The following is a 13,914-nucleotide window of genomic DNA, read 5'->3' as shown; positions in this document are numbered from 1 at the left end:
AATAATCTCTTGATTTTAACGATCTAAACGGAGAGTCTTGGGTTTCTGGATTCTTTTTAACCTATTTAGCTCCAGTAAATTGGGGAGTAGCAGTAGGAACACTGATCAGTGTAGGGATGTATGCGATACAGGCACTAGTAATGAACAGCTGGTCATGGAATGGTTTTGCCAATGCGCTGTTAATGGGTGCGGTCACAGGAGGAGTCTCCGGGGGACTGGGACAGTCTTCAGTGCCAGTGGTTTCTGGGGAACGGTAGGAAATGGTGCACTGGCAGGTGCAGGAACAGGAGGAGTAACAGCCTTGCTTAACGGGGATAATTTCTTAAAAGGATTAGCAACAGGGGCAGTAATTGGTGGAGCTGTAGCTGCTGTAAGTTATACCGTAAATTATTATGCTCAAGGATATAATAAGACTAACTATAAAACCGCTTCTTCAGAGATTAAAAGTAATGATACTCCAACATATGATATAAATATTAGTCGTGATACCATGCAGAATGATATAGATATTATGCGAAGCAAAAACTTTACATTATCAGAAATGGATCAATTTGGAGTAGGAAAGGACACCTTAGGATATGGGGGATTTGATGGATATATATATCCTGGGGATGGAAGTAAAGTTTATGCATATACCACCCCAAAAAATTTCTGGACGGGTAAATCTGATATTGTATACGCACCTATAACAGCACAAAACAAAAAGCTTTTAGCAGCAACGATGGTACATGAGACAGGGCATGCATATTCTCAAAAAATAGGATTGCTTGATGTGCAGCTAAAATCAGATAGCAGCGAACATTTAGGGATGGCTAAATTAGAGCACTTATACGCAGACAGAAATTTTGTAACACCGACAGAAAGATTAAACAGCGGCTTTTACTGGAGACCATCCGTTATTAGTAGACTATATAATAATTTAGACCAAATCTCCCGAAGTATAGTTGACAACGCATATAATAAGCTTATGCCAGTATTCAACCGATTTATGTTTTATACAAAATAAATGTCATATGAAAAATTATAAAATAATCACTTTAGTTTTACTTATCTTAAGTACACAAAGTTGTTTCACCCAAAAAAAAGATAAACTTCATTTATTCTACAAGGATATTTTGTATTATAATAAAGTCATTGATGAAATTAAATCTTATGATAGTAAAACTGCAATTTATCAAGTAAAACAATTATATCCTGATGGGAACTATAAGACAAAAGCAGTCAAGGTAAACCTGACACAACAAAATCTTCAAGACATTTATGATTTATATTTAAAGCTTAAACCTAAAAATTTACGCAATTGTATATTTGCTGATAATAACGAACTCTTATCAAGCTCAACAATCAGTTTTAATAAGGATAAAAATATTGAGAATTTCCCATGCAATGAAAGCTTTACTGATAAGGAGAAATATGTCCAGATTGAAGCAAAACTATATGAATTCATTTTACCTACGTATAGGTTGCAATTTCCGGATGAATTTATACAAAAATAAATAGCAATGTTTTACATGTGCTAGCAAAACAAAACTATTATATAAATCAATCCCCCGAAAATTGGGGGATTTTTATTTAATAAAAATCATTAAAAAACCACCGCAAAAGCAGTGGCTTAAAAATCAATCTAATTATGGACTATATCTTATAAATTCGGGTTATTCTCAAACTCTCTCTGAGGAATACTGAATAAATAATAATTACTATTTGGTACAAAAGCAGATTTATCCGGTAAATTAAGAACAGAATATTCTTTATGATCCCGATTTTGCCTATGGTTAAATAGGGAGCGCAATCGACAAATATTTTAATGGAGGAAAATCTTTAGGAAAAGCCATGTACAAGAGTATCAAAAATACCATTAAACCCTTAATTAGTAATCAAAAGTTTAATTTTGCACACTAAATGAAATACTTTTTATTTATACCTTTCATGATCTATCAGTTTTTGAAAAAACGAAATAAAACTGATAGTGATGCTTATATGAATAGCATTCTCATTTTTTTTATATATACATTCCTCTATACTTTTTTTTTAATTCCTCAAAGTGTAGATTTTGTATTTATTATAATCAATAAAATTTCTACTGTTCTGGGATTTTCAACGAATAACAAGTTGGTGAAATATGCCTTTTTCATTATATTAACAATACCCTTTTTTGCTTTAATCAGAAAAAAAAGATTGGATACTATAAAATTTAATGACTTTGAATATAAAATAGCTTACGTGCTCACAGGTTTTATCCTCTGGTTTCCTATAGCTTTGTTTATTTTTTTACTTATCAAGCTTTTACTCGTTGAATAGAATGTACTATAAATTTGTAATCTATAAGTTACATCCCAGTGATCAGCTTATTGATAACTCAAACATACTTAAATCAGAGTAGGAATTTTCCTATTCTGATTTTGTTTTTTTGATACGTTTTAAAAATAAAAAACCACCGCAAAAGCAGTGGCTTAAAAAATCAATCTAATTATGGACTATATCTTATAAATTCGGGTTATTCTCAAATTCTCTTTGTGGAATACTGAATAAATAATAATTACTATTTGGTACAAAAGCAGATTTATCCGGTAAATCAAGAACAGAATGTCCTTTACCGTCTACAGTTTTCACGGTACCGTCCGGTGTAGTTACCTGAACTTTTATCGGTTTTCCATCTGCATCTACAAACGGTTTTCTCACTACTGTCCCTTGCGTTCTGATAATATCTGAAAGGGAAAATCCTTCTCCGAATAATTCTTTTCTTCTTTCAATCAGAACGGCATCTACTACTGCATTCTGTGTTAATGAACCATTATAAATATTAGCATTTCTGGCAGATTTCAACTGATTCAATACTACTACCGCTTGAGAAACATTTCCGTTTCTGGCTTCCGATTCCGCTTCGATCAGATACATTTCTGCAGCTCTCATGTAGACAATGTCTGCAATAAGAGTTGGCTTAAATTTAAACTTGGCATACCTCAGCAATCCTTCTCTACCTTTCTGTCCGTCCCATGAAAACAATTGAGATCTGATATCATTAGTATCAAAAAGGTCTTTAAAATAAGGATCCGCCATAAAGCTGTAATAATAACTTCCTGAGGAAGATACATCCAGATAATGGAAGGCATAACTTTCATCAGACTGTTCCTGGGTCTGTGCATGTCCCCAGATCCATTCTGCGTTGTTGATATCATTGAAACCTTCTTTATACTTTTCCGGAGCCATCAGCGGGAAACCTTCCCTTGCAATTTTTGCTGATGCTGAAGCTTTGCTCCATTCTCCTGTATTCAGGTAAGTTCTTGCTAAAAGTCCGTTTACCACAGAACGATTGATCTTATCCTTATTATTTCTTGTATAATTTTTCAATAGGTTATCGGCGTCGGTAAGATCACTTTTAATCAATGTATAGATTTCTTCAAGGCTTGCTCTCTTCTTCCCTACTGTGCTTGTTGTGGAAGGTTCTGTATAAATCGGGGCTGTCAATGCTGATTTGTCTTTAAGATAGCTGAACTGATAAAAGCTTGCCAGATTCAGGTAACAGAAAGCACGTAAGGCTTTTGCCTGGCCTTTCACCTGATCCTTTTTCTCCTGGCTGCCTTCTGTGCCATCAATTCTTGTAATCACATTATTCATATTATTGATAGTGGAATACAACATCGTCCAGATAAACAGCGGGCGGCTTGCTGTACTGTTAACCATTTCTGTAAAGGCATAGGTAGAAGCGAAACCATACTTGTTGGTCAATACTGCCACATCACTTCCCATAGCATCACTGGCTCTCAACACAGTGGAATACCCGATATTGGCATAGGTTGTTCCGTCATTATTAAACTTTGCCCAGGTACCGTTCACTACCGTCTCAGCACTTTCGGCTGTTTTGAAAACTTCTACACTGCTGGCCTGATCAGTAGGAGCTGTATCCAGCTCGCTTTCGCAGCTTGCCAACGACAAAAATCCGATAAGAGCAAATGATATATATTTTAATTGTTTCATTGTTTCAATTTTAAAAGGTTAAAGAGTTGCCTGAAGACCAAAAGTGATCGTTCTCATGGCAGGATATCTGTAATACGTGGTTCCGTCCAAAGCCTGCTCAGGATCCATTCCTTTATGTTTATAGAATGTGAGAAAGTTTTCTGCCTGGATATAAATTCTGAATTTTTTCAATCCTATTTTCTCAAAATAATCTTCAGGAAGTGTATATCCCAAGCTTACATTTTTAAGTCTTGCATAAGTACCTGAATACAGGAATCTTGAAGACGTTGATGTCCAGTTATTTGTTGTTGTGCTCAATGCGGGAACATCTGTATATGGATTATCCGGTGTCCATCTGTTCAGAATTTCAGAACTCCACGCACGTCCTCCGGCACTTCCGTTATGCATAATGGAAGTATAATCGGTATCCAGAATTTTCCCTCCGATTTTGAAGGTCAATAATCCTGAAAAATCAAAATTCTTATAGGTGATACTTGTGCTGATTCCACCTGTCAGTTTAGGCAATGCAGAACCTTGCAATAGTTTTGTCGCTTTTGAGTATTCTGAAGTCGTTCCTTCCACTGAATTTCCACTGGCATCGGTAGAAACTGTTTTCCACAATGGCTTTCCATTGCTTGGATCTACACCTACCCATTCCGGAATAAAGAAATCGTACACAGAACCTCCTACCGTTAACAGCTTGGTTCCTACTACAAGAGAACCGCCAGGTAATTTTGTGACTTTATTGTTTAAAGTACTTAAGTTCACATCCACATTCCACTGGAAATCAACATTCTTAACCGGTGTTGTAAATAATGAAAATTCAAACCCTGTATTCTGAATGGTTCCGATATTAGCAGGGTAATCACTGATTCCCAATGATGGTGCCACCGGCATGTTAAACAGAAGATCCTGGCTTTTTCTTTTGAAGTATTCAATATTTCCTTTAACTCTGTTATTCAAAATAGCGAATTCCAATCCTACGTTTAAGTTAAGGTTGGTTTCCCATTTCACATTATTGGTAGATGTTTTCTCCAATGTTGTTCCCGGTTCTCCACCAAGACTGATAAATCTGTACAGCTCCTGATAAGCGTAATAAAGCGGTTGTCCGTTGGGTCTAAGTAATTTATCATTCCCCTGACCTCCGTAACTGGCACGCAATGTCAACTGATTGAAAACATTCAGGCTTTTAATAAATTCCTCATTCGAAATTTTCCACGAACCTCCCACTGACCAAAACCTGCCCCATCTGTTATCTTTCGCAAATCTTGAAGAACTGTCTGCTCTTCCCGATGCAGATAAAAAGTAAGTATTATTGTAGTCATACTCTACTTTTCCAAGGAAACTCAATAAGCTTAATTTATTACTGTTTCCACTGAAACTTCCCAGCAGAGAAGCAGCATCCGGCTCATAGTAATAAGGCAGTGAAAACTGACTTCTCGTTCCTGAAATCGTCTGATAATCGTATTTGTAGAATTCATGACCTGCTAATGCATTAACGTGATGCTTTCCAAACTTTTTATCATACGTCAGAATATTGCTGGTTGTATAGGAAAGTGTTCTGGTATTGGTCTTCGTCACCGAACCTCCAATTTCAGCACCTTGCCCAAGTAATGGATTTGAATAATAATGTCCGTTATAATTCACCAGATCAACAGAGAAGCTTGTTTTGAATTTTAACTCCGGCAAGAAAGTGAATTCCATGAATCCTTTCCCTGAAAAGTTATCTTCTTTATTTTCGTTTTTGTCCAATGGCAACGTTGCAGCCGCATTTTGGTTCTGAAGTGCATTCGTAGGCCTGTATTTTCCAAAATCATAGATCGGATTTCCGTCGGCATCCAAAACGTAAGTGCCGTCTGCATTTCTTTCATAATAAGGATAGAATGAAGGAATGAATCTTGCCGCATTGATGATATTACTCGCTTTTGAATCCGAAGAAGTAGGCGCCTGCTGAATACTGTTCGTATAGCTTAAATTTACTCCAACATTCAGCCATTTTTTAACTTCGGAATTAATTTTCAGCCTGGTATTATATCTTTTAAAACCAGATTCAATGGCCATACCTTTGTCGTCCAGATAACCAAGGGAAAAGAAGTAATTACTTTTCTCACTTCCTCCGCTGATATCAAGATCCATCTGGTTTCTTGAGGCCACTCTCTGTAAAATATCTCTCCAGTCGTCATTCCAGAGTGGTGATGCTCCCGGTAATAGTTTTCCATCTGTTCCTACCGGTTTTGGATAAGCAGTTCCATAGGGATTGATCCCAAGGGTAGAAACAAGATTATCTGTTGCCATCTGAGCGGCCTGCTGAGAAGAAACTTTACCAGACTGATATCCGTTTCGTAATGCTTCCCAATATAATTGAAAGTACTGATCTGTGTTTACCTGTTCATAATCTTTGACAGCTCTTCCTGAGAATCCCTGGTTGATATTAAAATTAACTTTTGCGTCTCCTTTTTTTCCTGATTTTGTAGTGATGATGATAATTCCGTTTGCCCCTCTTGAGCCATACAAAGCACTTGCTGTAGCGTCTTTCAAAACACTGATGGATTCAATATCACTTGGGCTGATAGAGTTAATATTTCCGTCAAAAGGAATTCCATCCACTACATATAAAGGATCACTGGAAGCACTGATAGAACCGATTCCTCTGATTCTGATAGTAGAAACCGCACCCGGCTGCCCTGAGGCACTGGTCGTCTGAATCCCTGCAACCTGCCCTTCCAATGCTTTGGTAATATTGGTTACAGGTCTGTTATTGATTTTATCACTGGAAATGGTGGCTACAGAACCGGTATAGCTGTTTCTTTTTGCTTTTCCATAAGCTACCACAACTACTTCATCAAGCTCCTTTTCATGAAGACTATCTTTTTTCGCCCTGGAATTCTGTGCACTTACACTGGTGACTCCAAGAAAAAAAGCAGCAACCGGAGGTATCCAGGCTTTAGAATTGAATAAATTTTTGCTAATCATAATCAATTTTAGTTATCATATATTAAAATTTAGCCCTTTGCAGAAAAATCAGCAAAGGGCATCGATAAATACGATAAACCAAATGCTTATTTTTCCTTAAAAGGCTGAACGTAACACCTTGCCCCACGGGTAGGTTGTCAAGACTTCATAGGGTCAGTTCCCTCCATCTTTCTTTATAAGCCGATCGAAATATGGTTGCAAAGCTAAAAACTTTTAGTCTACAAAACAAGTAGACTTATTTATTTTTCATGATAAATTTTCAAAAATTAACTTAATTTTTTAATAAAATCCATCACAGTAAAGAGTTACAAGCTTTACTACTTTCTTAAACATGACAAATATCATTATCAATAATTCAATACAACAAATTAAATCTGTCCAGAAATTTTTGATCTTTAATTGAAAAAAGTTTTTAATTTTATGGTATGAAAGTTTTGATCATTAACGGCCCTAACCTCAATCTGTTGGGCACAAGAGAACCGGAAATCTATGGAAATGTTTCTATGGAAAGTTATTTGGAAAATTTAAGATCCGAGTTTCAGACTCATGAATTAAAATATTATCAGTCTAATATTGAGGGAGAACTTATCAACAGGCTTCAGGAAGATGACTTCGATGCAGTAGTGATCAATCCCGGGGCTTATACTCACTATTCATATGCGATTGCAGACTGTTTAAAAAATATCAGAAAACCTAAAGTAGAAGTTCATATCAGCAATATCTATAAAAGAGAGGAATTCAGACAGAAATCTGTAACAGCAGCTAATACGGATGCAGTCTTATCAGGCTTTGGAATGGATGGGTATCGGTTGGCCTTATTAAGTTTAAAATAACTTATACTTTTTTATTTAACCACGGATTTCACAGATTTTCACAGATGATTATGAAAAATAATTTATGAAGATAAAGGATAAGATTTACTGTAAAAGCATTGGGGTAAATTCCAGACAATTAACAAAAAGAAAATCTTATATCGTTGAAGAAATAAATGCTGAAAATATAAGAATCTGGAATGATGAAGGAAAGCTCAGATGGTATTCTAAGTTTTATTTCTGCTTGGAGAAAGAACCGGAAATTATTTCCATTCATATTGATGATGAAATAGTAGAGGATACTGAATCTGCAATAGAAGTCACCATTGAATTTTCTGACAAAACAAAATATTGGATGACCTTCACTACCCCAAAGTATTTAAATAAAATATTGGACGGAAAGTCTTACTTTTCTTCAAAGCATTTTATGATTATAAAATATCTGACTGAAGAATCAATCAAATCAACAGTCCTGAAACTGGATGAACAGAATGAATTGATTGAAAGTTGTAAAAAATACTAATAAGAAAGCCTCATCAGTGATGAGGCTTTTTGTATGTTGATTGGTAACTATTAGATAGTCTGTTCCTGCAATTGAGGTCCTGAAGCAACTAATTTCTTACCTTCTTCAGTATTACAGTACTGCTCAAAATTCTTGATATATCTTGAAGCAAGATCTTTTGCTTTTTCTTCCCATTCTGAAGCACTTTCATAGGTATCTCTAGGATCTAAAATACCTGTAGAAACATTTGGTAATTCAGTAGGAATTTCAAGGTTCATGATCGGAACCTGAGTTTTAGGAGCATTATCAATAGAACCGTCAATGATGGCATCAATGATTGCTCTGGTATCTTTAAGAGAAATTCTCTTTCCGGTACCATTCCAACCTGTGTTTACCAAATAAGCCTTAGCTCCGTGCTCTTTCATTTTGCCGATTAATGTTTTAGAATACATTGTCGGGTGTAAGGTAAGGAATGCTTCACCAAATGCAGGTGAGAAAGATGGTTGAGGTTCTGTAATTCCTCTTTCAGTTCCTGCCAATTTTGAGGTATAACCGCAAAGGAAGTGGTACTGCGCCTGATCTTCATTCAGGATAGAAACCGGAGGAAGTACTCCGAATGCATCTGCTGAAAGATAAACAATCTTTTTCGCATGACCTGCTTTAGACGGCAAAACAATTTTGTTGATATGATAGATTGGATAAGAAACTCTTGTGTTCTCAGTGATAGATCCGTCTGTATAATCTGCTACTCCATTGTTAACAACAACGTTTTCAAGAAGTGCATCTCTCTTGATGGCAGCGAAGATATCCGGTTCTTTTTCTGCGGATAAGTCGATAACTTTAGCGTAGCATCCGCCTTCATAGTTGAATACTCCGTTGTTATCCCATCCGTGCTCATCGTCACCGATAAGGTATCTTTTAGGATCTGCCGATAAAGTTGTTTTACCAGTTCCTGAAAGACCAAAGAATAAAGCTACATCACCTTTTTCTCCTACGTTAGCAGAACAGTGCATAGAAGCCATACCTTTTAATGGAAGATAGTAATTCATCATAGCAAACATTCCTTTCTTCATTTCACCTCCGTACCATGTACCTCCGATAATCTGTAGTTTTTCAGTAAGGTTGAACATGATGAAGTTTTCAGAGTTTAATCCCTGAGCTTCCCAGTTCGGGTTGGTAGTCTTTGATCCGTTGATAACTGTGAAATCCGGCTCGCCAAAGTTTTCAAGCTCATAGTGAGAAGGACGAATGAACATATTAGTAACAAAATGTGCCTGCCATGCTACTTCAACGATAAATCTTACTTTAAGTCTCGTATCCGCATTCGTTCCGCAGAATGTATCTACTACATAAATCTTTTTAGATCCGGCAAGCTGGTTCAGCACTAGTTCTTTACAAGACCCGAAAATTTCTGCTGTTGTAGGTAAGTTTACTTTACCATCCCAGAAAATTGTATCTCTTGTAACATCATCCTGAACAATATATCTGTCTTTAGGTGAACGACCTGTGAAAATTCCTGTTTTTACTGATACTGCGCCTGATTCTGTAAGCTCAGCTTTCTCAAACCCCTGATTTTCAGGAGAAACTTCAGCCTGATATAATTCTTCATAAGAAGGATTATACACTACTTCATAGTTTCCTTTAATCCCTAATTTCTCTAAATCCTGGATGATTTTAGTGTTTTTCATTTTACTTATATTTTCTATTTCTTTATTGCTTTCAACAAAAATAATATTAATTATTTGTTAAAGGTGGTTTAAATATACTGATATAAGTCAGAATGGCAAATAAAAAAACAGGATTGTAATATATTGATTATAAACCAATTATATTATCCCATTCAAAAACGGTCGTAAAACCTTTCTCCCAAAAATAGTTCTTATAGTCCCCAAATTTCGCACTCATCACAAAATCTCCACCCCATGCACCTAAACTTTTGACAAATGAAGGGCAATCTGAGAAAAATTTTTCTCTAACTGTGAGAATTTCAAGAAAATCGGCAATTTTTCGCTCATGAATCATCATTAATGCAGAAAAATTTTCCAATTCATCGCATAACATAATTTTCTTTGTGATATCCGAAAATTCATCAACCAATTCCGGGGACTTCTTTTTTGATTTGTAAAAATTGATTCCTTCTCTACTATCCTGCTTCTGATTTAAATGAATAAAAATCAGTTCATTTTTAAAGGACGGATTAAAATCTACTTTCTCATATTTTATCTCAGGTTTACTTTGGAAAAGCACTGCGGACTTTTCTTTTGCAACTGCAATGTCATATCCACTGCCTCCCAAACTGATGGTGTTAAGATGAAAAGGATCTATTTCAGCCCATTCCGCCAGGTTATTCATCAGGGTGGAACTGCTCCCAAGCCCATAATCCGCAGGAAACTGAAGATTTGTTTTTAAATAATAAGTAAGGTCTGTTTTGAATTTACTGTCAGAAAGCAGCTGAACATTTTGTAATGTTTTGGTAATAAACTCAGCGCTTGATGGAATATTGGTTTCTAAGATCTGCCAGTTTTTATAATCAATGACAGCTTTTAACCATAATGTATTCTGATGATAGGCTTCCCAAAGAATAAGAGATTTTCCATCTTCTTTTTCTTCAAAGAAAAACTCTTGTCCCAGCCTGGTAGGTACCGCTAAGACAAGAGCTCCATCGATTGCGAAATATTCTGAAGTAAGCATAAGCTTGCCCGGTGAAAAGATCGCGCTCATATTTTTTTATTTAGATTGCAGAAGTTGCTTCTACAGATCCGTCAATTTTTTTGATCAATCCCTGAAGGGTTTTTCCTGGTCCTACTTCCACGAAGTTAGAGGCACCATCTTTAATCATATTCTGAACAGACTGTGTCCATTTTACTGGACCGGTAAGCTGAGCGATCAGGTTTTGTTTGATCTCATCAGGATTGGTTACCGCTGTTGTCGCGATATTCTGGTATACAGGAATAGTTGCTTTTCTGAATTTTGTCTTTTCGATAGCTGCTGCCAGTCTCTCCTGTGCAGGCTGCATCAATGGTGAGTGGAAAGCTCCGTTTACCGGTAACAGCAATGCTCTTTTAGCGCCTGCTTCTTTCAGCTTTATACAAGCTTCTTCTACTGCAGGAGTTTCCCCTGAAATAACCAATTGTCCCGGACAGTTATAGTTAGCAGGAACAACAACCCCGCTAATCTGTGCACAGATTTCTTCAACCTTGGCATCATCCAATCCTAAGATTGCCGCCATAGAACTTGGATTGGCGTCACAAGCTTCCTGCATTGCTTTCGCTCTTTCAGAAACTAATTTCAAACCGTCATCAAAGGATAAAACTCCGTTGGCAACCAAAGCTGAAAACTCTCCCAAAGAGTGTCCTGCTACCATTTCAGCACCAAGACCATTTACGGCTTTTAATGCTGCTACTGAATGTATAAATATTGAAGGCTGGGTAACCTCTGTTTTCTTAAGATCCGCATCCGTACCGTTAAACATAATGGAAAGAATGTCGAAACCTAAAATTTCATTGGCAGATTCCATCAGATCTTTAATATCTTTTCTAGAATCATACAATTCTTTTCCCATTCCTACGAACTGAGAACCCTGCCCTGGAAATACAAGTGCTTTCATGTATTGAATTAAATATTATGCAAATATAACTATAATGTTAACAATATTCGTTTTAAGTGCTATAAATCATTTATTGTACTAACCTGATTACTCTGTAACCTGTATTTACATAAGCACCGTTAGCTTTAGATTTTACAAACTCAAATTTGGTCGCAAGCTGAGTCTGAACTTTATTCATTTGTTTAAAGATCTCTCCTTTTTTATTCTCTCTGGTTAACATGTCATTTACCACATCAAAACCTACGATAGCATATTTCGGTGGCGTTTTGCAGTATTTGCTTTTATAAGCAGCCAGAATTTCTTTCTCAAAGCTTCCGTCTGTATTGATCTTTCTATCCATCAGATATACAAGACTTGCCTGGCTCAGCTCATCCACTTTCTTCTCAAAAACAGGAGAATAGAACATACTGAAGGCTTTTATTCCCTGAACTTCTTTAGACATCGCAATCATTCTGTTGGCAAAAGCATCTCCTGCAGTATTATCATCATTTGCTAAAATGGCAATAACCGGTGCAGACTGTCCTGTCATCATATTCTGATCCGGCTGAATATCTGCCGACGAATTAACAATAATGATATTAGGATTTTTCACCGCTTTTTCAAGTCCGGCTTTGATATAGTTGGCATCTTCTTTTTTAGCATCTGCCACTATATATATTTTCTGATCTGAATACACTGCTTTTACTTCTTCTACAATCTTATCAGCATACGTCTGATTATTGGTTTCTACAATAATAAGGTTACTGTAGTTATAGAGTTCCGGAGAGTTGGCAAATGGTGCTACAATCGGGATTTTTTGATTTTTGGTGAAATCAAGAACATCAATGACATTGGATTTGAAGAAAGGTCCGATAATAAGATCTGTATTATCAGGATTAATCTGTGTCAAAGAGTTTTTGAACGAAGCTTCATTCCCTGAGTCTACTACTTTAATATCTAATTTTTGTCCTCCCCTTGCATTTCTTTCAATAGCAAGTTTAGCTCCTGTCAAAAAGTCAAGTGCCATTCCTCTGTACTGAGTTTCATTGGTACTGTACCCGAAAGGAAGCATCAGGATAACGCTTAAAGCATCACCATTTTTCTTTATATAAGCTGCATCCTGCTTTTTGATCTTTAGAACCATTCCGGTTTTCAAACCGTGTGAAAGATCCGGGTTGAGAGCGATAAGCTCATCAATAGAAACACCGAATTTATTAACGATAGAGAATACTGTATCTCCCTGCTGAACCGTGTAGGTAACATAATCATCACCTGCAACAACAGTGGAAGCAGCGGTTGATTTTTCGTTCCCTGAATCCATTTTTGCTTTTGGATTTGAAGTTTCAGCAACAGTATCAGTATTATTGTTATTGGATCTTTTTATTGTTATGGTATCACCAGGTTTCAGTCCTTTTTCTTCCAATCCCGGATTTAAAGCATAAAGGTCCTGCTGGCTGATGCCAAACTGTTTTGTAATTCTGTAATAATTATCTTTTGCCTGAATCACATAAGATTCTCCTTCTGCAGCAGTAGTAGCAGATGTAGCAGCAGTTGCTGTTACTTTTTCTACAGGAGTTTCAACGTGCTTTTCTGCTGTTACAGCCTGTTGCTCGCCACCATATTTTTTTATACTGGCAAGAGGTAATGTGATTTCGTCTCCGATTTTCATGTGAGAATCCAGTTCAGGATTCAGTTTTCTTAAATCAGTTTCAGAAATTCTGTATTGTTTTGTAATACCATAGATGGTTTGCTTTGGCATTAAAACAATTTTACCCAGAGAAGAAGCACCTGTATTTGAAGTTACTTTTCCTGCCGGAGCTGTTTTTGTTACAGCTGGAGTGGCTGCTTTTTCTGATTTTATCGTTAAAACATCTCCGATCGCCAGTTTGCCATCTTTATGTTTTGGGTTTAGCTTCAGCAATTCATCTACAGTCATTCCATACTTTTTTGCAATGTTGTAAGGATTGTCACCTTGCACAACCGTATGTGATTTCTGGGCTGAAACTCCCAAAACCATACATAAACTGGATAGAATAAAAAACCTCTTTATCATATTCGATAATTATAATTTACAAAAATACTTC

Annotated in this window: 10 protein-coding genes and 1 riboswitch; of the genes, 4 read left to right on the top strand and 6 right to left on the bottom strand. The window is 36.4% G+C overall.

Features of this window, described 5'->3' with window-relative positions; all coding sequences use genetic code 11:
- Positions 1-154: 154 nt before the first annotated feature.
- Entirely contained in the window at positions 155-1,006 is an 852-nt protein-coding gene (locus DEU40_RS03075) for an adhesion glycoprotein serine-rich repeat-containing protein (protein ID WP_146207824.1), read from the top strand.
- Positions 1,007-1,013: 7 nt separating this feature from the next.
- Entirely contained in the window at positions 1,014-1,496 is a 483-nt protein-coding gene (locus DEU40_RS03070; protein WP_110008490.1) for a hypothetical protein, read from the top strand.
- A 988-nt stretch (positions 1,497-2,484) separates the two neighbouring features.
- Here DEU40_RS03070 and DEU40_RS03060 read toward each other — a convergent pair.
- Together DEU40_RS03060 and DEU40_RS03055 are read right to left on the bottom strand one after the other, a co-directional pair.
- Positions 2,485-3,978: a RagB/SusD family nutrient uptake outer membrane protein gene (locus DEU40_RS03060; protein WP_110008488.1), complete on the bottom strand. Its 1,494-nt coding sequence runs from the start codon at positions 3,976-3,978 to the stop codon at positions 2,485-2,487.
- Positions 3,979-3,996: 18 nt separating this feature from the next.
- Positions 3,997-6,930: a SusC/RagA family TonB-linked outer membrane protein gene (locus DEU40_RS03055; RefSeq protein ID WP_110008487.1), complete on the bottom strand. Its 2,934-nt coding sequence runs from the start codon at positions 6,928-6,930 to the stop codon at positions 3,997-3,999.
- 83 nt (positions 6,931-7,013) lie between these two features.
- A riboswitch (SAM riboswitch) is annotated at positions 7,014-7,112 on the bottom strand.
- 243 nt (positions 7,113-7,355) lie between these two features.
- Here DEU40_RS03055 and DEU40_RS03050 point away from each other — a divergent pair.
- Together DEU40_RS03050 and DEU40_RS03045 are read left to right on the top strand one after the other, a co-directional pair.
- Positions 7,356-7,763 carry a type II 3-dehydroquinate dehydratase gene (locus DEU40_RS03050; RefSeq protein ID WP_110008486.1) on the top strand — a complete coding sequence of 136 codons (408 nt, stop codon included), beginning with the start codon at positions 7,356-7,358 and terminating at the stop codon, positions 7,761-7,763.
- A gap of 64 nt (positions 7,764-7,827) precedes the next feature.
- Positions 7,828-8,265 carry a hypothetical protein gene (locus DEU40_RS03045; protein ID WP_110008485.1) on the top strand — a complete coding sequence of 146 codons (438 nt, stop codon included), beginning with the start codon at positions 7,828-7,830 and terminating at the stop codon, positions 8,263-8,265.
- Between the two features lie 50 nt (positions 8,266-8,315).
- Here the strand turns inward: DEU40_RS03045 and pckA are convergent, their stop codons facing one another.
- From pckA to DEU40_RS03025, 4 genes are all read right to left on the bottom strand, one after another.
- Positions 8,316-9,932 (bottom strand): phosphoenolpyruvate carboxykinase (ATP), encoded by a 1,617-nt coding sequence (gene pckA, locus DEU40_RS03040; RefSeq protein ID WP_110008484.1) that lies wholly within the window; start codon positions 9,930-9,932, stop codon positions 8,316-8,318.
- A 127-nt stretch (positions 9,933-10,059) separates the two neighbouring features.
- Complete coding sequence (locus DEU40_RS03035; RefSeq protein ID WP_110008483.1) at positions 10,060-10,965, bottom strand: GYDIA family GHMP kinase; 906 nt, start codon at positions 10,963-10,965, stop codon at positions 10,060-10,062.
- A 10-nt stretch (positions 10,966-10,975) separates the two neighbouring features.
- Entirely contained in the window at positions 10,976-11,851 is an 876-nt protein-coding gene (gene fabD, locus DEU40_RS03030) for an ACP S-malonyltransferase (RefSeq protein ID WP_110008482.1), read from the bottom strand.
- 70 nt (positions 11,852-11,921) lie between these two features.
- Complete coding sequence (locus DEU40_RS03025; protein WP_228406431.1) at positions 11,922-13,883, bottom strand: LysM peptidoglycan-binding domain-containing protein; 1,962 nt, start codon at positions 13,881-13,883, stop codon at positions 11,922-11,924.
- Positions 13,884-13,914 lie beyond the last annotated feature (31 nt).

The sequence above is a fragment of the Chryseobacterium sp. AG844 genome (assembly GCF_003182335.1).
Lineage (GTDB): Bacteria > Bacteroidota > Bacteroidia > Flavobacteriales > Weeksellaceae > Chryseobacterium > Chryseobacterium cupriresistens.
The sequence above is the reverse complement of the archived record's forward strand: the minus strand, read 5'-3'. Positions and strand labels throughout refer to the sequence as shown.

Coding starts and splice junctions, on each gene's coding strand:
- DEU40_RS03035 (WP_110008483.1), bottom strand. CDS start 10,965: ATGAGCGCGATCTTTTCACCGGGCAAGCTTATGCTTACTTCAGAATAT.
- DEU40_RS03045 (WP_110008485.1), top strand. CDS start 7,828: ATGAAGATAAAGGATAAGATTTACTGTAAAAGCATTGGGGTAAATTCC.
- DEU40_RS03075 (WP_146207824.1), top strand. CDS start 155: ATGGAATGGTTTTGCCAATGCGCTGTTAATGGGTGCGGTCACAGGAGG.
- DEU40_RS03070 (WP_110008490.1), top strand. CDS start 1,014: ATGAAAAATTATAAAATAATCACTTTAGTTTTACTTATCTTAAGTACA.
- DEU40_RS03025 (WP_228406431.1), bottom strand. CDS start 13,883: ATGATAAAGAGGTTTTTTATTCTATCCAGTTTATGTATGGTTTTGGGA.
- fabD (WP_110008482.1), bottom strand. CDS start 11,851: ATGAAAGCACTTGTATTTCCAGGGCAGGGTTCTCAGTTCGTAGGAATG.
- pckA (WP_110008484.1), bottom strand. CDS start 9,932: ATGAAAAACACTAAAATCATCCAGGATTTAGAGAAATTAGGGATTAAA.
- DEU40_RS03050 (WP_110008486.1), top strand. CDS start 7,356: ATGAAAGTTTTGATCATTAACGGCCCTAACCTCAATCTGTTGGGCACA.
- DEU40_RS03055 (WP_110008487.1), bottom strand. CDS start 6,930: ATGATTAGCAAAAATTTATTCAATTCTAAAGCCTGGATACCTCCGGTT.
- DEU40_RS03060 (WP_110008488.1), bottom strand. CDS start 3,978: ATGAAACAATTAAAATATATATCATTTGCTCTTATCGGATTTTTGTCG.